Source organism: Neorhizobium sp. PAMB6630 (genome assembly GCF_058242775.1).
The window spans coordinates 704,356-728,689 of sequence record NZ_CM177836.1 but is presented as its reverse complement, the minus strand read 5'-3'; the positions used below and the strand labels follow the sequence as shown (position 1 = coordinate 728,689).

Genomic DNA, 24,334 nt, shown 5'->3' with positions numbered 1-24,334 from the left:
AAAGGTTCCAGGTTTTGCCCGAAACTTGCCATAATGGGATTTGCGCAGCCGCCGGCTGAACGGGACGGTCAGTCCTCGCCCAACTCCTGCAGGATCTGGTGACGGGCGCGGTTGAGGCGGCTTTTGACCGTTCCGATCGCGCAGTCACAGATTTCTGCGGCCGATTCATAACTTTCGCCAAGGATGGCCACGAGCGTCAGGACCTCACGGTAATGCGGAGGAAGCTTTGCCAGCGCCTTTTGCACCTCGCGAGCCCTTGCCTGGATTTCCTGCGTCGCCTCCATCGGCGTATCGCCAGACACGCATTCCTCCAGCCCCGGCGCTTCGCGGCCGAGCACCTTGGCGCGGGTATAGAATGTGTTGCGCATGATCGTGAAGAGCCAGGACTTCAACTTGGTTCCCGGCTCGAACTTGTCGAGGTTCCCCAAGGCCTTCATCAGGGTTTCCTGCACCAGATCATCCGCATCGGACGAATTGCGGCAAAAGGTGCGGGCAAACGCGCGGAGAGCGGGGATGAGTCTGACAATGTCTGCGCGGGCAGGATCGCGACTCAACTGTGATTCGGACACCGTTGCAAACCTCTCCAGTATCGGTGGTGGGATCGAGGTGGCAAACGTCGGTTACGTCTATTTGGTTCCGCTTGAATATGACGATCTGCAGTTGTCCTCCCAGGGGGTGCGATCCGCCGCGTTGCGGAACAAACTCAGGACAGTTTTCGTTCTTTGCCCAACAAACGAAACCGGAAAGGGTTACATCATGAGCATCGTTGGCACGCAGGTGATTGCAGAAGGTGGCGGCAAGGCCGGTTATACCGTCGAATTCGTCGAAGAGGACGGCAATGTGGTATCCGTCAGCCTGCGCTCGAACACATCCGAGCTGACGCGCGGCAATGCCATTGTAAAGGCAAAGGAATTTCTCGGCCGTATTGTCTCGCAGGGCGAACTGCCGGATGAGATGGTGGAGGCGGCACCGGCAAAGGAAGCAGCCCGCCCTGGCACGCAGCGGCCGCTGGAATCTGATCGCCACAACGGGCAGGACATCGAAAAGCAGCTGAATGAAGGGCTTGAAGACAGCTTTCCGGCAAGCGATCCGGTCTCGGCCACCATCACCTCGATCCCCGGCCGCAGCTGAATAAAAAACTGATCGATAAGTCACGCCCGGCTGCAGATCGTGCAGCCGGGTGTTGCTTTGCGTGCCGTGCCCATTGACAAGCGGGACCTTTCCGCGCTTTCCAGTAGTTTAGAAGGTGCTGCCGTAAGACGGGAACGTGCGCAGCAGCCGAGTGGGACAGGCAAAGGCTCCGCCGAGAGGTCGGGATGACGAGAAATTCGGGTAAGATGGCCGGCGGAAAAACAGTTCTGGGAACCAAAGTCAGCGACAAGGTTGCCGATCTCCTCGTCGAGATCGAAAAGGAACCTGTGCCGGACCGGCTGCTTGATCTGGCGCGTCAGCTGCAAAAGGCCCTGAACGACAAGCTTGACGCCCAGGACTGATCGACACCTTATCTGCGGGCGCGCCTTTTCAGTCGACCTGGACAGGCAGGATGGTGTCGACACGCACAATGCCGTCGACAACTTCACGCGGACCCTCGGGCGAAAACCGCCCCGACAGATCCTCGATCACCGTATAAAGCTTCTCATTGCGAAATGCGCTTGCCATGTTCGTTGAATTTCCTTCAGCCGGGCTCGCATCGATTTCCGTAAAATCAAGCTCTGCATCCGTTGCCACCAGCCGGGCATCGCCGGCGGTCAGTGCGCGCACCACCACTTCCCCCTGCGGCGGACGTCCCATCCATTGTGGATCATCAAGCGGGGCGCTTGGCACCAGTCGATAGATTTTCATCGCCTGCGACATGGGAATTCCTCCTTGGTTTTCTAACCCACAAAACGTCTTCGCCTTTCCTTCGTTCCGGCCCTCTGCGGCCGGAACTTTGGCAGCGCGGTGCGGTTGCGGCAGTCGCATGCCCAAGACAGGAGGACATGATGCAAGATCGCGGCAACTGTTATCATCTGTGTGTCGACATGCAGCGGCTGTTTGCAGAAGATACGCCCTGGCATATCGAATGGATGGAAAAGGTGCGCGAGCCGGTAGCACGGCTTGCGCAGGCCCACCCCGAGCGCACGATCTTTACCCGCTTCGTGCCGCCGCACACACCAAACGAGGCCAGTGGTCAATGGCGAGCCTATTTCGACAAATGGTCTAACATGACTCGCAATGCGCTTGGCGAGGAACTGATCGACATCCTACCGGAACTGAAGGTGCTGGTGCCGCCAGCGGTGGTGTTCGACAAGCCGATCTATTCGCCTTGGCTCGATGGACGGCTGAACCATTACCTCTGCGACAAGAAGGCAACCACACTGGTTATTTCCGGCGGAGAAACCGATGTCTGCGTACTGGCAGCGGTGCTGGGTGCAGTCGATCTCGGTTACCGCGTTGTGCTGGTAAAGGATGCGATCTGCAGTACGTCGGACCGCACCCACAACGATTCCCTGGAACTCTATGCCTCGCGCTTTTCAGTACAGCTCAACCTGATGACGACGGACGAGATTCTGGCCTGGTGGCGATGAACTATCGCCGGCAGGCCGGCATACAGCCGCAAACCGGAACAAACCTTTTTGCTGCCGGTTGTTCTCCATGAGCAAGGTGTCACACCATGAAACGGAGGAGACTGCGATGCGCCATGAACCGACAAGCTCCGGCAAACCCGGCGAAATTTCTCAAAAACCCCGCTGGGAGGGCCCGGCTGAAACGCGCCCGAGCGGCTACGAACAGGGCGAGGCCAATATCTTTGCCGACGACCCGGTGGCCGACAAAAAACGCAATGCCGATGATTATCCTGAAGACGACCTCGCCGACGAGGAACGCGCCAAGCAGGAGATGGAGGCCAAACGCAAATGATCGACAATCTTTGGTTCTTTGCCGTCGCACTTGGCCCGGTCCTTCTCGGGGCAGCCATTGTCTATGCCATGATGCGCCGCCGCAGGCTGAACCGCGTCGAGGAAATACGCCAGGACAATGCCGTGCGCGATCTCTACGAGAAGCCGGTTTCACGCGCGGAATAACCAGCAAGGCAGCGGGAACATTGTCGGCATCGACGGGTTAGAACAGTGCGCCTTCCAGCGCCACGCTATTTTCCCCTTACAAAACCCGATGAGGAGACACCCATCATGGCAACGAAGACCCTTGAGGATCTGTTTTACGAGACCCTGAAAGACATTTATTATGCCGAGCGCAAGATTTCCAAGGCGCTGCCGAAAATGGCCCGCGGCGCCCAGGATGCCAAGCTGAAGCAGGCTTTCCTGACGCACAAGGATGAAACCGACGGTCAGATCGAACGCCTTCAGCAGGTCTTTGAACTGATTGGCAAGCGCGCGCGCGGCAAGACCTGCGCCGCCATCGAAGGCATTATCGAAGAAGGCGAGGAAATCCTTGAAGAATTCAAGGGGACGCCGGCACTGGACGCTGGTCTTCTGGCGGCCGCACAGGCAGTCGAGCACTATGAGATCAGCCGCTACGGCACGCTCGTTGCCTGGGCAAAGCAGCTGGGCCTGAAGGATGCGGTTACGCTTCTTGAAGAGACGCTTGCCGAAGAAAGCAAGACGGACGAGACGCTGACGGCGCTTGCCGACAGCGCGGTCAACATGGCGGCCAAGAAGGCCGCCTGACGATCGACATGCGGCTTGCCGGATCGGTGAGCCGCATGGCAGTTTTCGCACGTTGCGAAAAGCGAAAAGCCCGCCAACCATTCACGGTTCGCGGGCTTTTTAGTAGGTTCCCGTCGACGGGCGCGCTGCGTGCGCCGCAGTCTGATCGTCAGAGGGAATGCATCGGCGGCTGCGGCGTCACCTTGATCATCTCGCCGCTCACCTCCTGCCGGCGAAAGATGGGGCGGCGCAGCGTTTCCAGTTCGCGCTCCGCATGGCTTTTGGCAGCTTTCAGCGCCAGACCGTAGGACGGATAGGAAGCGGAGCGCTTTCCATCCAGCACATAGATCCAGCCGGTGGCATGGGGAATGATATCGAAACATTTTTCCATGGAACGGGCCCTCCTCGCCCGTCGTTCCAACCGGAAGGCGATCATAAAGTTCCCGGCGCGTTTAAAAAAAATTCGACACTCCATGGCTTGCCAGCGGCCGTTGCAGCGCACAAAATCCAATTGCGCCGGAACTTTTTGAGGCAAAGCGCGTTTCGATGCTCGGGCTAATGGAGACGAAGATGGCGGACTCAGAAGAGTGGATCAGACACCGCGCCTACGCATTGTGGGAAGAAGACGGTTATGCACATGGCAAGGATAGTGCGCATTGGGAACAGGCGCGCCGGGAATATGAAGCGCTGAGTGCTTCGGGCAAGACACCCGACACGGCGGACGCCTCGAAACCCTTGGCGGTTGAGCCCGCTCCGAACGATCCGGTCATCGACACGGCACCGGCCAAACCAAAGCCAAAGGCCACCGCAAAGCCTGTGGCCGCGCCGGCCAGGAAGCGCTCGACAAAAAAGACCGGCCTCTGACACGGCTTGCCGACAGGATCCCTGGCGGATTTTGCCCGGCGTGATGCGCTCACGCGCTTCCAACAGACCAAACGAGCGATCCCCGCTCCCTCAGAACCACCCCTTGCGCCGTGGAGATCTTCACGGCGCCTCGTGATTTTTCGTGTTTTTTGGACATGCCATGCAGGCCGAGCTTCCCGCCCTCCTGATTTCCTCTGACGGATGGAACACCCTTCGTGGCCGGCGCGTTTGCCACCACACAACCACAGGCGCGCGCAGGATTTCGCCATGATGAATGCTCCCGTAAGCTTTGACGACCGCCGTATTCGGCGTGGCCGGGACCGGACATCCGAGGCGGACGCGCCAGAGAGGGACAGGCCACATATGAACGTTCTATCGGTAACATCGGAGCTATTCCCCCTGATCAAGACGGGTGGTCTGGCCGACGTGACCGGCTCGCTTCCCAAGGCCCTGCGATCCTGCGGCGTGTCGACGTCGACCCTTGTGCCCGGTTATCCTGTCGTGATGGACAAGATCGAGGGTGCGGTTCCGCTCCTTGCCTTCGATGATCTTCTGGGCGAACCGGCCCGTCTTCTCCACGCTCATATCGATGACCTCGATCTTTTCGTGCTGGATGCGCCATCGCTGTTTGACCGCCCGGGCGGGCCTTATGTCGATGAAGCCGGCAGGGACCACGCGGACAACTGGAAGCGCTTTGCAGCCCTGTCACGGGCAGCCGCTGAAATTGCCAATGGCGCCCTGCCCGCCTGGAAGCCCGATCTGGTGCATACCCATGACTGGCAGGCAGCGCTGACCTCCGTCTACATGCGCGAGATGGGTTGCACCCTGCCGGTGGTTCTCACCATCCATAACCTTGCATTCCAGGGCCAGTACGGCGTCGACCGCCTGCCGGCCATCGGCCTGCCGCGCAGCACCTACACGACGCAGTGCCTCGAATATTTCGGCGATATCAGCTACCTCAAGGGCGGACTGCAGACATCGGATGCGATTACCACGGTCAGCCCCACCTATGCCCGGGAAATCCTCACCCCGCGCTTCGGCATGGGGCTGGATGGCGTTTTGAACGAACGGGTCATGGCGCTTCGCGGCATTGTCAACGGCATCGATCTCGACGTGTGGAACCCCTCCACCGACACTTATCTGCCGCGCAACTACGATGCGACGAGTTTGAAGCGCAAGCGCGAGAACCGTGCGGTGCTTCTGGAGCGCTTCGGCCTTGAGCAGGGCGACGGCCCGGTTTTTTCAGCCGTCACCCGCCTCACCTGGCAAAAGGGCATGGATATGCTGGCCGATACCGCCGACGAAATCATCCATAACGGCGGCAAGCTGATCGTGTTCGGCAAAGGCGACCGTGAGATCGAGGACGCGCTTCGGGCAACTGCCGCTCGTTTTCCCGGGCGCATGGCCGTGCATGTCGGTTATGACGAGCCAACGGCCCATCTCATCCATGGCGGTTCGGATGCGATCGTGCAGCCGTCTCGCTTTGAGCCATGCGGGCTGACCCAGCTTTACGCGTTGCGTTATGGTTGCGTGCCCGTGGTGTCGCGCACCGGCGGCCTGTCGGAAACCATCATCGATGCCAATGATGCGGCTGTCTCTGCGCGCGTGGCCACCGGCTTCCAGTTTCATCCTGTCAACACCGATGGCCTGCGCCTGGCGCTTCGTCGCGCGCTTGACACCTATTCCGACACGCGCAGTTGGGCACGCCTGCAGAACCAGGGCATGAAGACCCGTTTTTCCTGGGAACGCAGTGCCGAAAAATATGCCGCGATCTACGCCAACCTCGTCGGCAAACGCGCCGATGGCGGCTTGCGCCGCATGGGTGGCTGATCGAGAAGAGGCCGGTCGCGGCTTTTGAGCGACCGGCTTTTTTTCGCGCCCTTCGCCGCTCTTGCCAACGCTCCGGTCTTCTCCTCCCAATCCATAGTCAGCGGCCCGAAGCATAGCCTTTCGGGCCGCTTTTGCGTCGGCGCCGCTTTGGAACCCAAGGCAGAGAAAGGCTGTTGCTTCACCGCCAAGCCCCTGTTTATCGGCTACGGCCGGGGGCGCGCTGGGCGTTACCTATTGGGAATGACGTCTGGCTACCGATCAGCAAATAAACAACAGCATGGTCTTCGCGCCGGTCTTCAAATGCAAAAAGGCCGGCAAACGGGTTGCCGGCCTTCTCATTTTATCTGTCGTCTGAACCGTCAGCCGCGGCGGAACACAGCAAGGCTACGGCCTTCCAGCTCGAAATCCTCGTCCTGGTCGATCTCCTGACCGCGCACGGTCGGGTCTGCGGTGGTGAGTTCGAGGATCCAGCGGCCCTTGTTGAGCGGCGGGATCTTGAACGGCACCGTGCCTTCGAACGGGTTGAACAACATCAACGCATCCGACCAGATGCCCTTCTGTCCCTCCAGGTCGCGGCGGCCGAGATGAAGGCCAAGCGTCGTGCCCTCCAGCCATTGTTCCGGCTGCTGATAACCGCCGCCGGCGTTGAACCAGTTCACTTCCATGCCGTCACGCCAGTTTTCGCGGCGAAACAGCGGCTGCTTCTGGCGAAGGGCAATAACGTGGCGGGTGAAGTTGCGCAGTGCCTCATTGGTTTCCGGCAGGCCTTCCCACTGGACCCAGGAGATTTCGCTGTCCTGGCAGTAGCCGTTGTTATTGCCCATCTGGCTGCGGCCAAACTCGTCGCCGGCCAGAAGCATCGGCGTGCCGTGCGACAGGAACAGCGTCGCGAGGAAGTTGCGCTTCTGGCGCTCGCGCACCGCATTGATGCCGTCGTCCTCGGTCGGACCTTCGGCGCCATAGTTGTAGCTGCGGTTGTCGTTATGGCCGTCGTTATTGTCTTCGCCGTTATCGTCGTTGTGCTTCTCGTTGTAGGACACCATGTCGTTCAGCGTAAAACCGTCATGGGCGGCGAGGAAGTTGACGCTGGACCACGGGCGACGGCCGCGCTGGTCGTAGATGTCGCCGGAGCCGAGCAGGCGTGCGGCAAAATCCGGCGCCGTATTCTGGTCGCCCTTCCAGTATTCGCGGGTCGTGTCGCGGTATTTGTCGTTCCATTCGGCCCAGCCGGGCGGGAAACCGCCGACCTGGTAACCGCCAGGGCCGATATCCCAGGGCTCGCCGATCAGCTTGACCTTGGAGAGCGTCGGGCACTGGGTGATGGCATCGAAGAAACCGCCGCGCTCGTCGAAACCTTCCGGTTCACGACCGAGAATGGTGCCGAGATCGAAGCGGAAACCGTCGACATGCATGTGGTCGACCCAGTAACGCAGCGAATCCATCACCATCTGCAACACGCGCGGATGGGAGGTATTCACGGTATTTCCGGTGCCGGTATCGTTGATATAATACCGGTGATTGTCCGGCAGCGTGCGGTAATAGGAAAAATTGTCGATGCCCTTGAAGGAGAGCGTCGGTCCAAGCTCGTTGCCTTCGGCGGTATGATTATAAACCACGTCGAGGATCACCTCGATGCCGGCATCATGGAAGGACCGCACCATGTCGCGGAAACCCTGAATACCCTTTGGCCCGTAATAACGCGAGGCGGGCGCGAAAAAGCCGATGGTGTTATAACCCCAGAAATTGTGCAGTCCCTTGTCGAGAAGGTGCTGGTCATCCGGGAACTCGTGGACCGGCATAAGCTCGACGGAGGTGATGCCGAGGCTCTTGATGTAATCGACGGTGGCCTTGTGGCCCATGCCCTCGAACGTGCCGCGCTGGTTTTCCGGAATGGCCGGGTTCAGCTTGGTAAAGCCTTTGACGTGGGTTTCATAAACGACGGTTGCTGGCCAGGAAATGTTCGGACGGCTATCGCCGCTCCAGTCGAAGGCGAAGGGATCGATGACCCGGCATTTCGGCGTATAAGGCGCGCTATCGCGCTCGTCGAAGGTGAGGTCCTTGTCTTCGGCCAAAAGGTCATAGGCAAAATGTGCGTCGTTCCAGTCGAAATTGCCGACGAGTTCGCGCGCATAAGGGTCGATGAGCAGCTTGTTGGCGTTGAAGCGGTGGCCGTTTTCGGGATCGAACGGGCCATGCACGCGGTAGGCATAAAGCTGGCCGGGTTTCACGCCCGGCAAATAGACGTGCCAGATCTCGTTGGTGTATTCCGGAAGCGTGATGCGCGCGATCTCGGTCTTGCCGGAGGGATCGAACAGGCAAAGCTCGATGCGTTCCGCATGGGCGGAAAAAATGGCGAAGTTCGTGCCATTGCCATCGTAAGTGGCACCGAGTTCCAACCAGGAACCCGCTTCCACCGTAAAATCAGTTGTTTTCATATCCATTGCCGCACCTTCTGTCGCTGTGCGCACACAAAGCGCGAGGGACCATTTCGTTCCCGCACTGCGACAAGATCCGTCTTAATCCGCCTCAACGCGGCGGTTTCTGCCCATCTGTGGGAACGGTCCCGCCGGTCCCGCTCTGCGGCGTCGGATCGCGATCGGCCGGAGCGGTATTGCCATCAAGCTGGTTTGCCGCCGGCGGCGACGTGTCGGTAGGTGTCGTGTTCTGTTCCTCGGCCGGGCCGCAGGAGGACAGGGTGGCTATCAGGATCGTGCATCCGGCCAGCAGCAGCATTTTCATCGTGGCACCTCGTCTATCAGGCCCGCTCATCTGTCTGACGACAACGGCGGGCGGTGAAAAATTTCACGGATGCCGGTAACCTTTTGCGCCTGTCGATGTTCCCCCTTTGATAGAAGGGCGCAGAACGTGCGCCGTAATCAGCAGGAGGAAAATAACGATGATGTCGCAGTCCGCAGAAGAGATGGAAGGCCGCCTCAACGCCCATCGGGAACTGATGATCGATTTTATCGCCGCCCTTCTCGGCGGCGACCAGAGCCTGCAACAATTCGCACGGCGGCTGTCTGAGGATGCAAGCTTCAAGGATCACGAGGAGGATCCAGGTGCGGTTCCGGGCGAAGGTTTTGCCATTGCAAATATGGCAGCCGATGAGATCCGCTCCATTCTGGAAGCCGCCCGCGCCCGCGCAAAAGCCGAGCACCGCATGGCATGACGCGTGGCAGAAATTGCCGACTGTCATTTTTCTGACAGCTTCTGCACACATTATTCACACCTGTGGCAATTGTGTGGAACCAGTCAGCTGCAAGCCCGTTCTGGAGCCACAGACAGTAGGGAGATGCATCATGCCGCGTGAATGGCTGGAAGCTGCAAGTGTTGTGCTTGCCATTGCAACATGTTACATGCTGATCGTGCCGGTCTGATCCTGGCTTTGCCGCGCCTCAACGGTTGACGTCGCGCGCGGCAAAATAAGCAGCCAGATCCTCCACATCCTTGTCCGTCAGGTCATTGGCGGCGCGCGCCATCAGATGGTGAAACTGCGTTCCGCCACGATGCCCATCCCGGAACAGACGCAACTGACGTGCCAGATATGGCGCGCTCTGTCCCGAAAGGCTCGGATAGAGCGGGTTGCTATCCGGTTTTTCGTGACAGCTGAGGCAGGCGGGAATGCGGTCCTCTGGACGTCCTGCTGTCGCAAGCTTTTCCCCATCCGCGATATTTCCGCCGTTCGGATTTCTCTCGTCCTCCGCAATGGCCTTGCGCGGCAGCGCCGAATAATAGGCGGAAAGGCCTGCCACCTGATCCGCGTTAAGGCCGTTGACGGCCGTCTGCATGACGCCGCTTGCGCGGTCGCCCTTGAGGTAGGCGCTAAGACTTTCCCTCAGATACTCCGGCGATTGCCCCGCAAGGCTCGGGATCAGGCTTCTGCCGTTCAGGCGTTCCTCGTCATGGCAGGACTGGCAGCCGAGCGCTGTCACCTCTCCCGATGGTGTGGCAAGCCCGGCAAGTGCGCGATAGTCATCCGCGCTCATTCCCGGCAGCTTGCGCACGAACGCTACCATGGACCAGACCTCGTCCTCGCGATGTTCGGCAGGCCAGGCGGGCATTCCGGTGAAACGCACGCCCTTCTCGACGATGTGAAACAGTTCCGCATTCGTCCATGTGGGCACGCGGGGTTTCAGGTCCGGCGGCACCGGCAACATGCCGAAGACGACGGCGGAGCGTTCGCGGGCCGGCGAACCATGGCACATGGCACAGCCCGCCTCGTAATGCCCGGCTGCCAGTTTGAGCATTTCGGGATTGTCGAAAGGCGGTACGTCCGTTGAAAGAGAGGCGGTGCGCACCGAACTTTGCATCGACCAGTGCAAAAACCAGTCGGTGATCGCCCAATGGCCACTTCTCGCGCCGATGCTGACAAGGCCGGACCAGGCGACGAAGAGGCCGAGGATAGGCGCGACGACGAGGGCTGCGATCAGGTATTTCCAGCGGATAAACATCAGCCCTCCCTTATGCCAGATGGCGATGGTGCATTAAGCGTGCGGGCCAGAAGCGTAACGCCGCCGGCAAGATAAACGGCCGCGCCCACCATCAGCATGACGACGCCGCCGACCTGCTGGTCTTCGCCAGCCGAAAGGGTCGTGCCGAAACAGGTGACAAAACCATCGCCGTAGAGTGGGCGTGGCGACAGGGCCAGAAGCGCGCCGAGCAAGGTCATGTGCATGGTGGTGAACAAAAGGCCGAGCGTGCCGCCAAGCCGGCGCTCATCGCGCGCCTCTCCCGAACCGCCGAAACAGGAGAGCCAGAGAATGAGACCGGCGATTAGGAAACACGCCTGCTCCGCCACGCGAAACACAACCGAGCTTTCCGACAGGGCGCGCAGTGCCGGCAGGTGCCAGCCCCAGACGACAATGAGTTCGATGAGCGAGGCCGTCAGCGGCGTAAGCATGCGGCTTGTTGCAACGCGATCGTAACGCGAGCCGGAGATGGAAAGCGCCAGAAGCGGGGCGGCACCGGCCACTACCGCCATATGGGTGATCATGTGGACCGAAAACGAAGCGGCATTTTCAAGGACGAGAAGTGTCCAGGCAGCGCACAGCACCAGAAGGCCGCAGCCGAACATCACGCGTTTTGTCGTCGTGCTCATGTCTGGCACTCCGCCAGGATGATCAGCGGGATTGCCGTATAGATAACGGCGACGAAGCTGAGGCCGGACAGAAGCAGCGTCGCAAACCCCTGGAACAGGCGTCGATCCTTGCCCGTGGGTTCGTCATGCGGGGGGTCGCCGGAGCCAAATCCCCATTGGCGCCAGGCGAGGTAACCGGCAAACACGATGAAGGCGAGCGCAAGAAGTGTGAAGGCGACGAGCGCCCAGCGGAAATCATTGAAGCTGAGGCCGTAGATGCCCGGTTTGGCGCAATAGATCGCCATCACGACATAACAGATGACGAAATGCAGCGCCCAGACGATGGGGGCGGTAAACAGGGTCCAGAGCGTTTCGACTTCGCGGGGGATGACGCTTTTCATGACACCCTCATCTCAGGCTCGGGAAGAGGCCGATGGTGGCAAATGTGCCGACCGCCGTTGCCAGCATGAAGTGCCAGTAGAGCACGACATTGCGCAGATCCTGATCGTAGGTGCCGGTGAGGCGCCCGGCAAAACTGCGCGCCAGGCAATAGGCCTGCATTACGATGGCAACGGCTGCATGGGCGGATGTCCAGCAGACGAGCACCCAGACAATGGCCGGATAGACGTGCCGTGTCGGCTCCATGGCATGGCTATATGGTCCAATGAAGCCGGCGGCGGTTCCACCGAGGGTCAGCGCCAGCGCCAGAACCAGCAGAAGGCGGGTGGTGGCGGTGCGATCGCGGTCGTTTACAAAACGCGCCGCCATCATCGCAAGCCAGGCGGCGATGAAGAGTCCAGCAGCAATCAGCGGCCACATCATGCCCGGACCGGCAGCCCCTGCGGTGAAATCATCATGGATGGTCCAGTAGAAGAAATAACCGAAAATAAGGCTCGCAAAGGCCGTACCGTCTCCGACCATGGTGATGAACATCGCCCACCAGCCGACCGAGGCAGGACCGGAGACGTAAAGCGGAAAGCTCTTGCCCATGCCCGCTTCGCGAGCCTCGGTCTCGGGGATCTGCGCAGTTCCCGTCCACAGCCAGTAGAGAATGGAGATCAGCGTGCCGATGGCGCAGAGGATCGTGATCCACCACCATTCATAAGTCAGCGCGATGAACACACCGCCGAGCATGAAGGCAGCCACCATCGTGACATGCGAGGAACCTCCGACGCGCAGCACCTGCAGCGGCTTGCCATCAAGAACGGAGGTGACGAGGGTTTCGCGGTGACCAGTTTCGGCGTCCGGCAGGTAGAAGCGCCCCTCGGCAATGTGCTGGCGCAGATCCGGCTGATCCCAGAGGGGATAACGGCTGTTGACGACGGGAATGGAGCGATACCCCCAGTTCTCGTCCTTTTCGTTGAGCCATTCCATCGTGCCGGCATTCCATGGGTTGTCCGGCGAGACGGGGACGTTGCGCTTTGGCCTCAGCACATCGATCACGACAAGGGCAAAACCTGCCGCAAACACGAAGGCGCCAATTGTCGAGATAAGGTTAAACCAGTCCCAGCCCATGTCTTCCGGATAGGTATAGACGCGGCGCGGCATGCCGCGAAGGCCTGCAAAATGCATCGGGAAAAACGCGGTGTTAAAGCCGACGAACATCAGCCAGAAGGCGATCTTGCCAAGGCGATCAGAGAGTTTCTTGCCGGAAAAGAACGGATAGAAATAATAGATGCCAGCCGTTACCGGAAACAGCATGCCGCCGATCAGCACGTAATGCAGATGGGCGACAATGAAATAGGTGTCATGCGCCTGCCAGTCGAACGGCACCAGCGCGACCATGACACCGGTGAGACCCCCGATGATGAAGATGGCAAGCCCGCCGGCGCCAAACAGCATGGGCGTTGAAAAGATCACCCGACCGGCCAGCATTGTCGCGATGAACACGAAGATCTGCACGCCCGTCGGGATCACCACCGCCTCGGAGGCGGCCGAAAAGAAGGCGAGCGAGATCTGCGGCAGGCCGGTGGTGAACATGTGGTGCACCCAGAGCCCGAAACTGAGGAAGCCGGTGCCCACGGCCGCCAGCACGATCCAGGAATAACCGACGATCGGCCTCTGGGAAAAGGTCGGCACGATCATCGCCATCAGGGCAATGGCCGGCAGGAAGATGATGTAGACCTCTGGATGGCCGAAGATCCAGAACAGGTGCTGCCAGAGCAGCGGATCGCCGCCGCGGGCCGCATCGAAAAAGGGCCAGTCGAACATGCGCTGCATTTCAAACAGCAGGTCGCCGGCAATCAGCGGCGGGAAGGCAAACAGGATCATGCCCGCCACGACCAGCAGATACCAGGCAAAGAGCGGCATCATGTTGATCCGCATGCCCGGTGCCCGGCATTTCATGATGCCGACGATGAGTTCCACGGCCGCGGCGATGGAGGCGACCTCGATGAAGGACAAGCCGAGCAGCCAGATATCGGCGCCGATGCCGGACTGTTCCTTGTCGGTGGCAAGCGGCGGATACATGAACCAGCCGCTGTTGGGCGCGGCATTAAAAAAGATCGAGCCGCAGACGAAGACGCCGCCGATGAAAAAACTCCAATAGCCGAAGGCCGAAAGGCGCGGAAACGGCAGTTCGCGCGAGCCGAGCATGGAGGGCAGGATAAAGATCGCCACCGCCTCGAAGATCGGCACGGCAAACAGGAACATCATCACCGTGCCATGGAGCGTAAAGGCCTGGTTGAAAAATTCCGCCGATACGAGATCGTTATTGGGCACGGCAAGCTGCAGGCGGATCAGAAGCGCCAGCAGGCCGGCAAACAGCATGAACAGGAAGGCCGTACAGCCATACCACAGGCCGATCTGGCTGTTGTTGACCGAGGTCCAGTAACGCCAGCCTGAAGGCGTGCGCCAGACATCCCGCAGGCGCTTTTCCTGCGCGGCGCGCTCCTCCTTCGGCAGCAACGGTCCCAGTTCGACGGTCATTCCAGTCCTTTCAGGTAGAGGGCAATCGCCGCCACATCCGCCTCGGGAAGCATGGCAAAACCCGGCATACGCACGCCGGGCTTGATGGCATCGGGATATTGAATGAAGCGGGCGAGGTTCTCAGGCGTGTTGGGAAGCGTGCCCGCGGCAACCGTCGGACGTGATCCAAACGCCGTGAGGTTCGGCCCGAGCGCGCCGTCTGCCGGCGTGCCGGAAATGGCATGGCAGGAACCACAGCCGTGGCGCAGGAAAAGATTGAGGCCTCGGGGCTGGCCGCTGGAAACCGGTTCGATGCCGGCGACCGGGCTTTCCGAAGGCCGGGCAGCCAGCCAGTCGTCAAATGCCTGAGGTTCCATCGCCTGAACCGTAAAGGCCATCAGCGCGTGGGCGGTGCCGCAGAATTCGGCGCAGACGCCGCGGTAGGTGCCGGGCCGGGTCGCTTCCAGCTGCAAAGTGTTGGTGCGGCCGGGGATCGCGTCCATCTTGCCGCCAATCGACGGGATCCAGAAGGAATGGATGACGTCCTTCGCTTTCAGCATGAAAAGCACACGCTCGCCGGTGGGCATATGCACTTCATTGGCTGTCTCGCGGATCACGCCGCCGGTGCTGTCGAGATAACGCACACGCCACCAGTATTGCTCGGCCGTAACCTCGATGCGGCGCAAACCCTCCCCCTCGCCGCCAAACCAGGGGCGCATGGCGGGCATCAGCCAGACCGCATAGGCAAGCAGAAAGGCCAGCACGACGACCGGGAAGGCAACGCCGCCGAAAAAGATCACCCGGCTGGCACCGATTTCCGACATCGGCTTTTTCTTCAGACGGCTGGCATAGATGACGGCACCGACAACGATCAGCCAGATCACGCCACCGCCGGCAACCATGGCCCAGAACAGCGTGGCAACCGCCTCAGCCTCGGAGCCCGCAGGGTCGAGCGCCGACTGGATGCCCGTGCAGGACGACAAGACAAGTCCCGGCAAAAGGACGGCGAGCATGCGCCGACAGTCAACTGGTGATCGATTTGGCCGGCCCCTGCCGGTCAAGCGGTCATCGCACATCCTTGCCCCTGCGGCTGATCTTCCCCAAAATTTGCCGTGTTAAGACGGCAGCGAACAGGGCGGCAACTGTGAAGGGTAGCTTTTGTTCCAGTACGTGCCTTAGTTTTTATGAGGAACCATCCAGCCCGGGCTGCGGTTTAGAGAGCACAACGGGCCGAAACAGCGGCCTCAACGACAGGCAAGACACTTCGTCTCCGCAAGGACCATCTCGAACCCGGGTTCAGCGGGAACGATCACTGGAGGAAGTGAAATGCGCGACGTTATTGCCAGACTGAATGAACTGATTGGCCGCAAAAGGTCACAATCCGCACCTGACACTGTCCAAAGGGCAGATAACCTTCATGTCGTCATGCCCGACAGTGTCGATATGCCCCTTCCAAGGGCACCGCGAGAGGAAATGCGCGTTCCCGCTTCGATCAACGGGCGCGATCTCTCGACTGGCCGGCTTTAACCGGCACCAAACCATCGAAAGGATACCTCCATGACAGATATTACCTCCGCACGAATCCTGATCCTGGCCACCGACGGCTATGAGCGCTCCGAGCTTCGCGTGCCGCTGGAAGACCTGCGCAAGCAGGGCGCCGATGTGAAGATCGCTTCGCTGGAAGCCGGTGAGATCAAAAGCTGGGATGAAAAGAACTGGGGCGACAGCGTTCCGGTGGATCTGCTTGTCACCGATGTGAAGTCCGAGGATTACCACGCGCTTGTCATTCCGGGCGGCCAGATCAACCCGGACATCCTTCGCGCTAATGAGAACGCAGTCAAGGTTGTTCGTGATTTCATCAAGAGCGGCAAGACGGTGGCCGCCATCTGCCACGGCCCTTGGCTGCTGGTGGAAGCCGACGCTCTGCGCGGCCGCAAGGCGACATCCTTTGCCTCCATCAAGACCGACCTGAAGAACGCCGGCGCCTCCTGGGAAGATAAGGAAGTGGTGGTCGATAACGGCATCATCACTTCGCGTTCGCCCAAGGATCTGAAGGCGTTCGTCGCCAAGATCGTCGAGGAAATCGGCGAAGGTCGCCACGATCGCCGCGCGGCCTGATCTACACCATCACGTACAAAATTGGCCGCCCTGCACTGTAGGGCGGCCTTTTTGTGTATGCAGATATGCAGAACTGCCGAGATCTTCGGCAGCACTCACTCCGGGTCGATAACGGTGGCGTTCTTGAGGAAGGACAACATCCGCTGCTCGTCGACGCGCAGGCCGGATAGCTGGGCATCAGCGCGCACCGGGTTTGCCACGATGGCATCGAGCGGGCTGGCGTCCTCGGCAAGCGACAGGATGAGCGGGTGGATATAGCTGTTGCGGCAGACGGCGGGCGTGTTCTGCAATTCCTCTGATGCTGCCGTCGTCAGCAGCTTGATATTTATCTTTTCGCCGGCCTGATGCGCCTGACGGGCCGCACTGAACGCTGCCACGCTGCCGCCCCAGGTGCGAAAGGTCTTGGCCGAAATCGGCAGGCCGGAAGCTTCCGCGAGATAGGCGTTCAGCCGTCCGGAATCCACCGCATGCGGCAAGCCGTCCTCATCGGGGAAGGAAAACAACTGGCGTCCCGGCAGATCAGCGATCTCTTCCAGAATGCGCTGAAGCCGGGGCTGGCGAATGGTGTGGCGCACGCGTTTGCCGCCCTTGGCGGTAAACTGCAACAGCACCGCGTCATCCGTCAGCTTCATGTGGCGCTTCAGGAGGGTGGTTGCGCCATAGGTCTTGTTTTCCTTGGCATAGGCACGGTTGCCGACGCGAAGATGCGTTGCATCCATCAGCGCAACAAGGGCTGCGATGACCGCTTCCGGATGATCGAGCCCGGTTCCAAGATCCTTCTGCACGCGCCGGCGGATGCGCGGCAGCGCCTCGCCGAAACGGATCAACTGGTCGTATTTCAGCTCGCTGCGAAACAGCTGCCACTGCGTGTGATAACGATACTGCTTTCGCCCGCGCGCATCATATCCCGTTGCCTGCAGGTGGCCACGCGGATCCAGACAGATCCAGACATTCTCATAGGCCGGCGGCAGGCCAAGCGACAGGATGCGCTGCTTTTCGGGCCCCTTGCAGACAACCGTCTTGTCCGGCATCACATAACAGAAGCCGCGCCCCTTGCGCAGCCTGCGGATGCCCGGCTCCGCATCACTGACATAGGTGAGGCCGATGTTCGAAAGCGCCTCGATGGCCGTATCGGTTGTGCTGATGGTGCTGGTAATATCCATAGCCGCCAAACGCCGAAGATCGGCGTTCGTTCCTGCCGCTGGAGCCGAGGCAAGGCGATGTCAGGTGAGCGTATCCTTGTGGATTTCCGCACTGCTGCGCTCAAACAGCCGGCGCGGGCCAACAAGGCTCCAGCGGAAGCCGGTGACGGCGTAATCCACATCCACCTGTCCGTTGAACGAGGCCGCCGCATGGCGCTTGATGATGGTGGTGCCAAAACCGGTTGCGGCCGGCTCCACGACGGGCGGCCCTCCCCTTTCCTGCCAGGTAACCTGCAGATTAGGGTCCTCGGCTTCTCCTGTTACAGGCGTCCAGGACAAGTCGACGCGACCTTCCGGCACCGACAGCGCACCGTACTTGACCGAATTGGTCGCCAGTTCATGCAGCACGAGGCCCAAATTCTGCACCGCTTCGGCGCGCAGGATAAAATCCTCTCCCGATACTTTGACGCGGGCGCGGGCCTCGGCAAAGGTTTCCAAGTGCAGCGTAACGACGCGGGTCATCGGAACGCCCGCCCATTGCTCCTGCGCCAGCATTTCGATGGATTTTCCAAGGCCGTGCAGGCGCTCTGCGATGGCGCGCTGGAACTCTTCCATGCTGGTGCCGCGCCGCGCCAGCTGCCGCATCATTGCCTGCACCAGCGTCATGATGTTCTTCGTGCGATGCACCAGCTCATGCATGATGAGGTGAACGCGGTCTTCAGCCTCGCTGCGATCAAATGAGGCATTGGACAGCGCAATCGCGATCTGATTGGCTTCGGTAATGCGCGTATCGACGGGCGAGACGATTTCGCCACGGCCGATACGGTCTGCCATCGCGGCAATCTGGCGAATGGGAATGCGCAACTGGCGGGCAACGAAATAGGCGACCATCAGCCCGCCGGTCAGGATGAGCAGGCTTCCAAAAATAAGGTAACGGGAGGTGGTGATGATACTGGCCTGTGCCGTGGCAATCGGCCCCCAGACCACCACCTTCCACGACCATTCAGGCAGGCGGGCGTAACCATACATCTGGCGCGGTTCGCCTCCGACATCCTCGATGGTGCCGCTGACACCACTCATCAGCGCCTGCGTGGTTTTTCCGAACGCAGGCGCCTCACCGGCCCAGGCTGTCGTTGAGGTCACTACCCGGTCGTGCTGGTCGAGAACGGCAACGGACCATCCGGCCGGCAGATTTTCTGTGCTGATCAGCCGCTGCAGATCCTCGGCATTCTGAGTGAGGATGAGGGCAGAACCGACCGGGGCGAGTTCCGTCGGCAGGGGCATCAGCACGTTGAAAACCCAGCGCTTGGCGTTTGCTCCCACAAAGACGGAGGAGACCTCGATCTTGCGGGATGACAGAACGGAGTGCAGGCCTTCCTTGTTGGCCATTGGCAACAGAGGTTCGCCGAAGTCCGTGCGGGTGTTCAGTTTCTGCCCACCATCCGCATCGGCCAGCACGACATAACGCGCGCTGCCGCGCAAACTGCTGCGGGTTCTTTCATGAAAAGCGCGGAGGTCACCGGTTGAAAGTTCCGGCGAGTTTGCGATGAGCCGCAGCGTGGTTGCGGAATCGCGCAGTTCACGCTCGATGGAGCGGGCAATCGCGCGGGCATCCTCCTCAGTATCACTGTTCAGGATATCGCGCTGCTGGGCTTCAAGCCGCAGCATCAGAAACACGACGAAAGCAATCAGGGGCAACGCGATCACGGCTGAGAGCGCGACAAGATAAAAACTGATCGAAGCAGTCGGAAATATCCGCGAAAGCCTGACCATCCCCAATATCAGTCCTGCGAATGCGCCGATTGATGAATTGTGGCTGCCCTCATATGTCCCGCCCCCGCTCGCTCTCCACGCGTTCAGCTTGTTCTAGCCGACTTCGCAGCCGGAACCAAGGGATGTTGCCGCAAACGCCGGCGGCGTCCCCCGTTCCGACGATGCGAGCGGATACATTACCTGTCCCTGGCCCGCCGGGTCTTCTGACCTATTCAGGTTTTTTCTGGCTGTGTCCCTCTTCATAATGAGGCGACCATTCCTTGCCGATATGCTGGCCCGGCGGCTCCTTGTGCGCCGTTGCATCTTCCGAACCGGTGATGACGGTGGGCTTTGCCGAATCGACTCCGCTTGCCTTTCGGTCGCCCTGGCTTTTGGCAAACTGCCCCTTTGCATCGCCTCGAACGGTTGCCGCATCATTATCCTGGGGAATATCCTTGCGCATTCGCGCCTCCTGTCGTCGGCATTTCGCGCGCAGCGGTTGCTGCCTGCGGGTGGAGCGTCAACCTGCAGCGATGCCGAAAGTTCCAGCCCGCCCGGAACTGCGGGACTATCTGCCTGCCACGCCCGGCATCGCAGGTTGCATCGGCTGAAGGCATGATTTTGCCGCCGCGTGAAGAGGCGGGAACCGTATGTTCCGCAGGGATAAAAAGTATGATTTATATCCCGTTTGGGTCGGGAGCCCAAAGCAGGAGGACGATCATGACGCTTGAGGAGGCCGGGTGGCCAAAACGGCCAATAGAGGCGCGGGCAGAGGGCAAGGCTGGCGCAAAACCGACACTGCGCACCATTGCCGATCTCACAGGGCTTGCCGTCACCACCGTCTCCAGGGCTCTTGCCGGCGCGCCGCAGATTGCGCTGGAGACACGTCTCAAGGTGGCGCGGGTTGCGGAAGAAATCGGTTATCTGCCGGATAGCGCCGCCCAGCGGCTGCGCACGGGGCGCACCCATGTCATCAGCCTCATTCTCGATCCGCACGAGGAAATCCTAGGCTATGCCACGTCGATGATACGGGGGCTGTCTGAGGCGTTTCGCGATACGCCCTATCACCTCGTCATCACCCCGCATTTTTCCGATCGTCCGCAGATCGAGCCGGTGCGCCACATCATTCGAAACCGCACCGCAGATGGGATCATCTTCACCCGAACGGAGCCCGAAGACGAGCGGGTGAAACTGCTGCTGGAGAGTGATTTCCCGTTCATCTGCCACGGCCGCACCGAACTTTTAACGCCGCATCCCTATGTCGACTACGACAACCGCACCTTTGCCTACAGCGCAAGCCGCCGGCTGATCGAGGCCGGGTGCCGTAAGCTTGCAATCATCCTGCCGCCCGGCCAGTTTACCTTTTCCCGCCATATGCGCGATGGTTTCATGGCCGCCGTCAGCCAAGCGGGCATTGCGCATGAAATCCCTGAAAGCATCACCATAGACAGCCCCTCAGATGCCATCCGCGATTGTTTTTTCGCCTCTTTCGGCAAAGAGGACCGGCCCGATGGGGTGATTTGCGGCGGAGAGGTGATTGCCATGGCGGTGATGGCGGCAGCGCATGACCGCAACCTGACGCTTGGCGAGGAGGTTCATGTGGTCGCCAAGCAGACATCCGGCCTGTTTGACCAGATGAGACCGCGCATTCCCACCATCCGCGAGGATCTCTCAGAGGCGGGCTCAAAGCTTGGCACGCTGCTTCTGGAGCGCATTCTGCGCCAGACGCCCGTTACGCAATTGCAGCACCTGCAGACGGTCGCCGAATTTTAAAAGGCCCCCGTCGCCTGACGACGGGAGCCTGCACAATCAAATAGTCTCAATCCTCGTCCTGGAACACCACCTCGCGCTTGGCCCGCACGCTCGGCAACAGCACGACGATCAGCACGCCGAGTGCAAGTGCCAGAAGCGTGGCGCTGATCGGGCGGGTGACGAAAGTGGAGGGATCGCCGCGCGACAGGATCATGGCGCGCCGCAGGTTTTCCTCCAGCAGGGGCCCCAGCACGAAACCGAGCAGCAGAGGTGCCGGCTCGCAGCGCAGCTTTACCAGCACGTAACCGATGAAACCGAAGAAGGCGACGGCATAGAGGTCGAAGACGTTGGAATTGACGCTGTAGACCCCGATGGAGCAGAAGGCCATGATGATCGGGAAGAGCACGTAATAGGGGATCGTCAGCAGCTTCACCCAGAGCCCGATGAGCGGCAGGTTCAAGACCACTAGCATCAGGTTGCCGATCCACATGGAGGCGATGATGCCCCAGAACAGCGCCGGCTGTTCGGTCGCCACATTCGGTCCCGGCACGATGCCCTGGATGATCATCGCGCCGATCATCAGCGCCATGACGGGGTTGGCGGGAATGCCAAGCGTCAGGAGCGGAATGAACGAGGTCTGCGCGCCGGCATTGTTCGCCGATTCAGGACCTGCAACACCGGCAATCGCGCCGTGCCCGAATTCCTGCGGGTTTTTCGAGACGCGTTTTTCGACCGTATAGGAGGCAAACGCCGCCAGGATGGCACCGCCGCCGGGCAGAATGCCGAGCGCCGAGCCAATCGCCGTGCCGCGCAGGACGGGGCCAACCATCTGGCGAAAATCGTCGCGCGTCGGCATGAGGCCGCTGACCTTGGAGATCAGCACCGAGCGGGTCTTTTCATTTTCAAGGTTGCGCAGGATTTCGGCAATGCCGAAAACACCAACGGCGACCGCGACGAAATTCAGGCCATCGGCATATTCACGGATGCCAAGCGTGAAGCGTGGCGTGCCGGAATAGATATCCGTGCCGACAAGCCCGAGCAGCAGGCCGAGCACGACCATGGCCAGCGCCTTGACGATGGAGCCGGAGGCCAGCGCGATGGAGGAGACGAGACCGACCACCATCAGCGAAAAATATTCGGCAGCGCCGAATTGCAGCGCAATCGAGGTGAGCGGCGGGGCAAAGATGGCAACGAGGAAAGTCGAGACCGTGCCGGCAAAAAACGAGCCGAGTGCGGCGATGGCAAGGGCCGCCCCTGCCCTTCCCTTGCGCGCCATCTGGTAACCATCGATGGCGGTGACCGCAGACGAGCTTTCACCGGGCATGTTGATGAGGATGGCGGTGGTGGAGCCGCCATACTGTGCGCCGTAATAGATACCGGAGAGCATGATCAGCGAGGAGACCGGTTCCAGCTGAAAGGTGATCGGCAACAGCATGGCGATCGTCGCCGTGGCGCCAATACCTGGGAGAACGCCGATCAGCGTGCCGAGCAGCACCCCGATCAGGCAGAAGAACAGGTTGGCAAGCGAGGTGGCCGTGGAAAAACCCAGCGCCAGATTGTGAAAGAGTTCCATCGTTGCGTCCTAATAACCGAGCCAGGGACCAAAGCTGCGGAAAGGCAGTCCGAGGCCGTAACTGAAGACGAGCACGGAAAACACCGTGATGGCGGCAGACAGCACCAGCGCCATCAAGGGCTTCATGCGCGATGACGCGAAGGAAGCGATGAAGGCGGCCATGAACAGCGCCGGTACGAAACCGAGTCCGCGCACGGTAAAGCCGAAGACGATTGGCGCCGGCAGGATGAAAATGAGGCCGCGCCAGGCAATGGCGCCGACACCTTCATGCACCGTGCGCAGTGACTGGATGACGATGATGGCCCCCAGCAGAATGAGGGCGCTCGCAAGCACCAGCGGAAAATAACCAGGCCCCATGCGGAAGGCCGTTCCCAGCTGAAGCCCCAGCGACTGCAGGGCAAAGAACAGTCCGAGTGCCACGAAGATTGCGCCGCAGAGCGCATTTGTCCGGTCGATTTTTATGGATTTCATGGTGTCCCCAATGATTGGAACCGCGGGCGAGACGATATCCCATCCGGCTGCCGTCGCCGTCTCCCCGCCCAAACGGGGAGACGGACATTGCCGCGCCACCTCACGCCCCCACGCGAGGCGGCGCGCCGGACCGCCTCCCCTTCACAGCCTGCGATCGAAAAAGACGCGACGCGAGAAAAGGGGAGAGTGGCCGGTTGTGCCGGAAAAGCTTAGTCGGCGTACTGGCCGGCACCTTCGATCACGGGCTTCCAGCGGGTGATTTCGCTTTCAAGCTTTGCCTTCAGCGCAACGGGCGTCGCGTCACTGGCCGACGAGGGTGCGGTGCCGAGTTCTGCGAAGCGGGCCGCAACGTTCGGGTCCTTCAGGGCCACCTGCAGCGCCTTGGAGAGACGTTCCGTCGCCTCTTTCGGCGTGCCCTTCGGGGCATAGATGCCGTGCCAGATGCCAACCTCAAAGCCGGCCAAGCCACCTTCCACCGCCGTCGGCACATCCTTCAGCACGTCGAGGCGCTTGGGCGAGGTGACCGCATAAGCCTTGATGGTGCCGCCCTGGATCTGCTTGGTCGTGTTGGTGGTCTGGTCGCACATGATATCGACCTGACCGCCGAGAAGATCGGTCATGGCAGGCCCGGTGCCCTTGTAGGGAACGGTGACGAGCGGCGTCTGGATGGCGCTCATGAACAGCATGCCGCAAAGATGCGAGGCAGCGCCGATGCCGGCATTGGCAACCGTTACCGTGTCCTTGTTGGCCTTGGCGTATTCGATCAGACCCTTCAGGTCCTTGGCATCCATATCCTTGCGCGACACGATGGTCATCGGCACTTCGGTGACGAGGCCGACATATTCGAACGCGTTCAGCGTGTCATAGGCGAGCTTGCGGTAAAGCGTGGCGCTGGTGGCCATGCCGATATGATGCAGAAGCAGCGTGTAGCCATCGCCCTCGGCGCTCGCAACGCGGCCGGCGCCAAGCGTTCCGCCGGCACCGCCGACGTTTTCAATGATGATCTGCTGGCCAAGATCCTTCGACATGGCTTCGGCAACCAGACGCGAGACCGTATCCGTGGGGCCACCGGCGGAGAACGGCACGATCATCGTGATCGAACGTTCCGGATAACCGGCCGCCAGGGACACGGTGGACGACAGGGCAAGAGCGGCAAACGCGGTTGCACAAGCGATAGCCTTGGTGATTTTCATCGACATCCTCC

General features: G+C 60.5%; 27 protein-coding genes. 11 read left to right on the top strand and 16 right to left on the bottom strand.

Annotated features, from left to right (window positions below; genetic code table 11):
- Nucleotides 1-68: 68 nt before the first annotated feature.
- Entirely contained in the window at nt 69-569 is a 501-nt protein-coding gene (locus AC4CWF_RS03420; RefSeq protein WP_491283738.1) for a sigma-70 family RNA polymerase sigma factor, read from the bottom strand.
- A 187-nt stretch (nt 570-756) separates the two neighbouring features.
- Here AC4CWF_RS03420 and AC4CWF_RS03415 point away from each other — a divergent pair, with 187 nt between their 5' ends.
- Both AC4CWF_RS03415 and AC4CWF_RS03410 read left to right on the top strand, forming a co-directional pair.
- The gene (locus tag AC4CWF_RS03415) at nt 757-1,131 is read left to right on the top strand and encodes a hypothetical protein (protein ID WP_491283737.1); all 375 of its coding nucleotides are present in this window, start codon (nt 757-759) and stop codon (nt 1,129-1,131) included.
- Nucleotides 1,132-1,316: 185 nt separating this feature from the next.
- Nucleotides 1,317-1,493 carry a hypothetical protein gene (locus tag AC4CWF_RS03410; protein WP_491283736.1) on the top strand — a complete coding sequence of 59 codons (177 nt, stop codon included), beginning with the start codon at nt 1,317-1,319 and terminating at the stop codon, nt 1,491-1,493.
- A 28-nt stretch (nt 1,494-1,521) separates the two neighbouring features.
- Here the strand turns inward: AC4CWF_RS03410 and AC4CWF_RS03405 are convergent, their stop codons facing one another.
- The gene (locus tag AC4CWF_RS03405) at nt 1,522-1,854 is read right to left on the bottom strand and encodes a hypothetical protein (protein WP_491283735.1); all 333 of its coding nucleotides are present in this window, start codon (nt 1,852-1,854) and stop codon (nt 1,522-1,524) included.
- A gap of 125 nt (nt 1,855-1,979) precedes the next feature.
- Between AC4CWF_RS03405 and AC4CWF_RS03400 the strand changes: the two genes are divergently transcribed.
- The 4 genes from AC4CWF_RS03400 (at nt 1,980) to AC4CWF_RS03385 (ending at nt 3,665) form a co-directional block, all read left to right on the top strand.
- Nucleotides 1,980-2,567 (top strand): cysteine hydrolase family protein, encoded by a 588-nt coding sequence (locus tag AC4CWF_RS03400; RefSeq protein WP_491283733.1) that lies wholly within the window; start codon nt 1,980-1,982, stop codon nt 2,565-2,567.
- A gap of 106 nt (nt 2,568-2,673) precedes the next feature.
- Entirely contained in the window at nt 2,674-2,898 is a 225-nt protein-coding gene (locus tag AC4CWF_RS03395) for a hypothetical protein (RefSeq protein WP_491283732.1), read from the top strand.
- A complete protein-coding gene (locus tag AC4CWF_RS03390; RefSeq protein WP_491283731.1) occupies nt 2,895-3,062 on the top strand; it encodes a hypothetical protein in 168 nt (55 codons plus the stop codon). The genes AC4CWF_RS03395 and AC4CWF_RS03390 overlap by 4 nt, the downstream gene beginning before the upstream one ends.
- A gap of 105 nt (nt 3,063-3,167) precedes the next feature.
- The gene (locus AC4CWF_RS03385) at nt 3,168-3,665 is read left to right on the top strand and encodes a YciE/YciF ferroxidase family protein (protein ID WP_491283730.1); all 498 of its coding nucleotides are present in this window, start codon (nt 3,168-3,170) and stop codon (nt 3,663-3,665) included.
- Between the two features lie 148 nt (nt 3,666-3,813).
- Here AC4CWF_RS03385 and AC4CWF_RS03380 read toward each other — a convergent pair whose 3' ends face one another.
- Nucleotides 3,814-4,035, bottom strand: a complete 222-nt coding sequence (locus AC4CWF_RS03380) for a hypothetical protein (RefSeq protein WP_491283729.1) — start codon at nt 4,033-4,035, stop codon at nt 3,814-3,816.
- Between the two features lie 179 nt (nt 4,036-4,214).
- On the opposite strand from AC4CWF_RS03380, the gene AC4CWF_RS03375 reads away from it, so the two are divergent.
- Both AC4CWF_RS03375 and glgA read left to right on the top strand, forming a co-directional pair.
- On the top strand, nt 4,215-4,508 hold the full coding sequence (locus AC4CWF_RS03375) for a DUF2934 domain-containing protein (protein ID WP_491283728.1): 294 nt from the start codon (nt 4,215-4,217) through the stop codon (nt 4,506-4,508).
- Between the two features lie 363 nt (nt 4,509-4,871).
- Nucleotides 4,872-6,338, top strand: coding sequence for a glycogen synthase GlgA (glgA, locus tag AC4CWF_RS03370; RefSeq protein ID WP_491283727.1), 1,467 nt, complete (start codon nt 4,872-4,874; stop codon nt 6,336-6,338).
- A 359-nt stretch (nt 6,339-6,697) separates the two neighbouring features.
- On the opposite strand, the gene glgX is transcribed toward glgA, so the two are convergent.
- Complete coding sequence (gene glgX / locus AC4CWF_RS03365) at nt 6,698-8,779, bottom strand: glycogen debranching protein GlgX (protein ID WP_491283726.1); 2,082 nt, start codon at nt 8,777-8,779, stop codon at nt 6,698-6,700.
- An 85-nt stretch (nt 8,780-8,864) separates the two neighbouring features.
- Entirely contained in the window at nt 8,865-9,077 is a 213-nt protein-coding gene (locus tag AC4CWF_RS03360) for a hypothetical protein (RefSeq protein ID WP_491283725.1), read from the bottom strand.
- Between the two features lie 157 nt (nt 9,078-9,234).
- Between AC4CWF_RS03360 and AC4CWF_RS03355 the strand changes: the two genes are divergently transcribed.
- Entirely contained in the window at nt 9,235-9,507 is a 273-nt protein-coding gene (locus AC4CWF_RS03355; protein ID WP_491283724.1) for a hypothetical protein, read from the top strand.
- 226 nt (nt 9,508-9,733) lie between these two features.
- On the opposite strand, the gene AC4CWF_RS03350 is transcribed toward AC4CWF_RS03355, so the two are convergent.
- Genes AC4CWF_RS03350 through coxB form a run of 5 tightly spaced genes read right to left on the bottom strand, consistent with a single transcriptional unit; the run spans nt 9,734 to nt 15,305 of the window.
- Nucleotides 9,734-10,789, bottom strand: coding sequence for a c-type cytochrome (locus AC4CWF_RS03350; RefSeq protein ID WP_491283723.1), 1,056 nt, complete (start codon nt 10,787-10,789; stop codon nt 9,734-9,736).
- The gene (locus AC4CWF_RS03345; RefSeq protein WP_491283722.1) at nt 10,789-11,436 is read right to left on the bottom strand and encodes a cytochrome c oxidase assembly protein; all 648 of its coding nucleotides are present in this window, start codon (nt 11,434-11,436) and stop codon (nt 10,789-10,791) included. Before AC4CWF_RS03345 ends, AC4CWF_RS03350 begins: the two co-directional genes overlap by 1 nt.
- The gene (locus AC4CWF_RS03340; RefSeq protein ID WP_491283721.1) at nt 11,433-11,816 is read right to left on the bottom strand and encodes a hypothetical protein; all 384 of its coding nucleotides are present in this window, start codon (nt 11,814-11,816) and stop codon (nt 11,433-11,435) included. The genes AC4CWF_RS03345 and AC4CWF_RS03340 overlap by 4 nt, the downstream gene beginning before the upstream one ends.
- 7 nt (nt 11,817-11,823) lie before the next feature.
- Entirely contained in the window at nt 11,824-14,343 is a 2,520-nt protein-coding gene (ctaD, locus tag AC4CWF_RS03335; RefSeq protein ID WP_491283720.1) for a cytochrome c oxidase subunit I, read from the bottom strand.
- Nucleotides 14,340-15,305 (bottom strand): cytochrome c oxidase subunit II, encoded by a 966-nt coding sequence (gene coxB / locus AC4CWF_RS03330; RefSeq protein WP_491283719.1) that lies wholly within the window; start codon nt 15,303-15,305, stop codon nt 14,340-14,342. Before coxB ends, ctaD begins: the two co-directional genes overlap by 4 nt.
- A gap of 574 nt (nt 15,306-15,879) precedes the next feature.
- Here coxB and AC4CWF_RS03325 point away from each other — a divergent pair.
- Nucleotides 15,880-16,440 (top strand): type 1 glutamine amidotransferase domain-containing protein, encoded by a 561-nt coding sequence (locus AC4CWF_RS03325; RefSeq protein WP_491283717.1) that lies wholly within the window; start codon nt 15,880-15,882, stop codon nt 16,438-16,440.
- Nucleotides 16,441-16,535: 95 nt separating this feature from the next.
- Here AC4CWF_RS03325 and AC4CWF_RS03320 read toward each other — a convergent pair whose 3' ends face one another.
- From AC4CWF_RS03320 to AC4CWF_RS03310, 3 genes are all read right to left on the bottom strand, one after another.
- A complete protein-coding gene (locus AC4CWF_RS03320; protein ID WP_491283715.1) occupies nt 16,536-17,603 on the bottom strand; it encodes a DNA topoisomerase IB in 1,068 nt (355 codons plus the stop codon).
- Nucleotides 17,604-17,663: 60 nt separating this feature from the next.
- Nucleotides 17,664-19,355: an HWE histidine kinase domain-containing protein gene (locus AC4CWF_RS03315; RefSeq protein ID WP_491283714.1), complete on the bottom strand. Its 1,692-nt coding sequence runs from the start codon at nt 19,353-19,355 to the stop codon at nt 17,664-17,666.
- 208 nt (nt 19,356-19,563) lie between these two features.
- Nucleotides 19,564-19,797 carry a hypothetical protein gene (locus tag AC4CWF_RS03310; protein ID WP_491283713.1) on the bottom strand — a complete coding sequence of 78 codons (234 nt, stop codon included), beginning with the start codon at nt 19,795-19,797 and terminating at the stop codon, nt 19,564-19,566.
- 257 nt (nt 19,798-20,054) lie between these two features.
- Here AC4CWF_RS03310 and AC4CWF_RS03305 point away from each other — a divergent pair, with 257 nt between their 5' ends.
- Nucleotides 20,055-21,107, top strand: coding sequence for a LacI family transcriptional regulator (locus AC4CWF_RS03305; protein ID WP_491283712.1), 1,053 nt, complete (start codon nt 20,055-20,057; stop codon nt 21,105-21,107).
- A gap of 46 nt (nt 21,108-21,153) precedes the next feature.
- On the opposite strand, the gene AC4CWF_RS03300 is transcribed toward AC4CWF_RS03305, so the two are convergent.
- The 3 genes from AC4CWF_RS03300 to AC4CWF_RS03290 form a co-directional block, all read right to left on the bottom strand.
- Nucleotides 21,154-22,659 carry a tripartite tricarboxylate transporter permease gene (locus AC4CWF_RS03300; RefSeq protein ID WP_491283711.1) on the bottom strand — a complete coding sequence of 502 codons (1,506 nt, stop codon included), beginning with the start codon at nt 22,657-22,659 and terminating at the stop codon, nt 21,154-21,156.
- Between the two features lie 9 nt (nt 22,660-22,668).
- A complete protein-coding gene (locus AC4CWF_RS03295; RefSeq protein WP_491283710.1) occupies nt 22,669-23,130 on the bottom strand; it encodes a tripartite tricarboxylate transporter TctB family protein in 462 nt (153 codons plus the stop codon).
- A 209-nt stretch (nt 23,131-23,339) separates the two neighbouring features.
- Entirely contained in the window at nt 23,340-24,323 is a 984-nt protein-coding gene (locus tag AC4CWF_RS03290) for a tripartite tricarboxylate transporter substrate-binding protein (protein ID WP_491283709.1), read from the bottom strand.
- Between the last annotated feature and the right edge of the window lie 11 nt (nt 24,324-24,334).

Coding starts and splice junctions, on each gene's coding strand:
- AC4CWF_RS03415 (WP_491283737.1), top strand. CDS start 757: ATGAGCATCGTTGGCACGCAGGTGATTGCAGAAGGTGGCGGCAAGGCC.
- AC4CWF_RS03315 (WP_491283714.1), bottom strand. CDS start 19,355: ATGGTCAGGCTTTCGCGGATATTTCCGACTGCTTCGATCAGTTTTTAT.
- AC4CWF_RS03290 (WP_491283709.1), bottom strand. CDS start 24,323: ATGAAAATCACCAAGGCTATCGCTTGTGCAACCGCGTTTGCCGCTCTT.
- AC4CWF_RS03295 (WP_491283710.1), bottom strand. CDS start 23,130: ATGAAATCCATAAAAATCGACCGGACAAATGCGCTCTGCGGCGCAATC.
- AC4CWF_RS03390 (WP_491283731.1), top strand. CDS start 2,895: ATGATCGACAATCTTTGGTTCTTTGCCGTCGCACTTGGCCCGGTCCTT.
- AC4CWF_RS03400 (WP_491283733.1), top strand. CDS start 1,980: ATGATGCAAGATCGCGGCAACTGTTATCATCTGTGTGTCGACATGCAG.
- ctaD (WP_491283720.1), bottom strand. CDS start 14,343: ATGACCGTCGAACTGGGACCGTTGCTGCCGAAGGAGGAGCGCGCCGCG.
- AC4CWF_RS03340 (WP_491283721.1), bottom strand. CDS start 11,816: ATGAAAAGCGTCATCCCCCGCGAAGTCGAAACGCTCTGGACCCTGTTT.
- AC4CWF_RS03380 (WP_491283729.1), bottom strand. CDS start 4,035: ATGGAAAAATGTTTCGATATCATTCCCCATGCCACCGGCTGGATCTAT.
- AC4CWF_RS03325 (WP_491283717.1), top strand. CDS start 15,880: ATGACAGATATTACCTCCGCACGAATCCTGATCCTGGCCACCGACGGC.
- AC4CWF_RS03350 (WP_491283723.1), bottom strand. CDS start 10,789: ATGTTTATCCGCTGGAAATACCTGATCGCAGCCCTCGTCGTCGCGCCT.
- glgX (WP_491283726.1), bottom strand. CDS start 8,779: ATGGATATGAAAACAACTGATTTTACGGTGGAAGCGGGTTCCTGGTTG.
- AC4CWF_RS03305 (WP_491283712.1), top strand. CDS start 20,055: ATGACGCTTGAGGAGGCCGGGTGGCCAAAACGGCCAATAGAGGCGCGG.
- AC4CWF_RS03345 (WP_491283722.1), bottom strand. CDS start 11,436: ATGAGCACGACGACAAAACGCGTGATGTTCGGCTGCGGCCTTCTGGTG.
- AC4CWF_RS03405 (WP_491283735.1), bottom strand. CDS start 1,854: ATGTCGCAGGCGATGAAAATCTATCGACTGGTGCCAAGCGCCCCGCTT.
- AC4CWF_RS03375 (WP_491283728.1), top strand. CDS start 4,215: ATGGCGGACTCAGAAGAGTGGATCAGACACCGCGCCTACGCATTGTGG.
- AC4CWF_RS03320 (WP_491283715.1), bottom strand. CDS start 17,603: ATGGATATTACCAGCACCATCAGCACAACCGATACGGCCATCGAGGCG.
- AC4CWF_RS03410 (WP_491283736.1), top strand. CDS start 1,317: ATGACGAGAAATTCGGGTAAGATGGCCGGCGGAAAAACAGTTCTGGGA.
- glgA (WP_491283727.1), top strand. CDS start 4,872: ATGAACGTTCTATCGGTAACATCGGAGCTATTCCCCCTGATCAAGACG.
- AC4CWF_RS03310 (WP_491283713.1), bottom strand. CDS start 19,797: ATGCGCAAGGATATTCCCCAGGATAATGATGCGGCAACCGTTCGAGGC.
- AC4CWF_RS03355 (WP_491283724.1), top strand. CDS start 9,235: ATGATGTCGCAGTCCGCAGAAGAGATGGAAGGCCGCCTCAACGCCCAT.
- AC4CWF_RS03300 (WP_491283711.1), bottom strand. CDS start 22,659: ATGGAACTCTTTCACAATCTGGCGCTGGGTTTTTCCACGGCCACCTCG.
- AC4CWF_RS03360 (WP_491283725.1), bottom strand. CDS start 9,077: ATGAAAATGCTGCTGCTGGCCGGATGCACGATCCTGATAGCCACCCTG.
- AC4CWF_RS03385 (WP_491283730.1), top strand. CDS start 3,168: ATGGCAACGAAGACCCTTGAGGATCTGTTTTACGAGACCCTGAAAGAC.
- AC4CWF_RS03395 (WP_491283732.1), top strand. CDS start 2,674: ATGCGCCATGAACCGACAAGCTCCGGCAAACCCGGCGAAATTTCTCAA.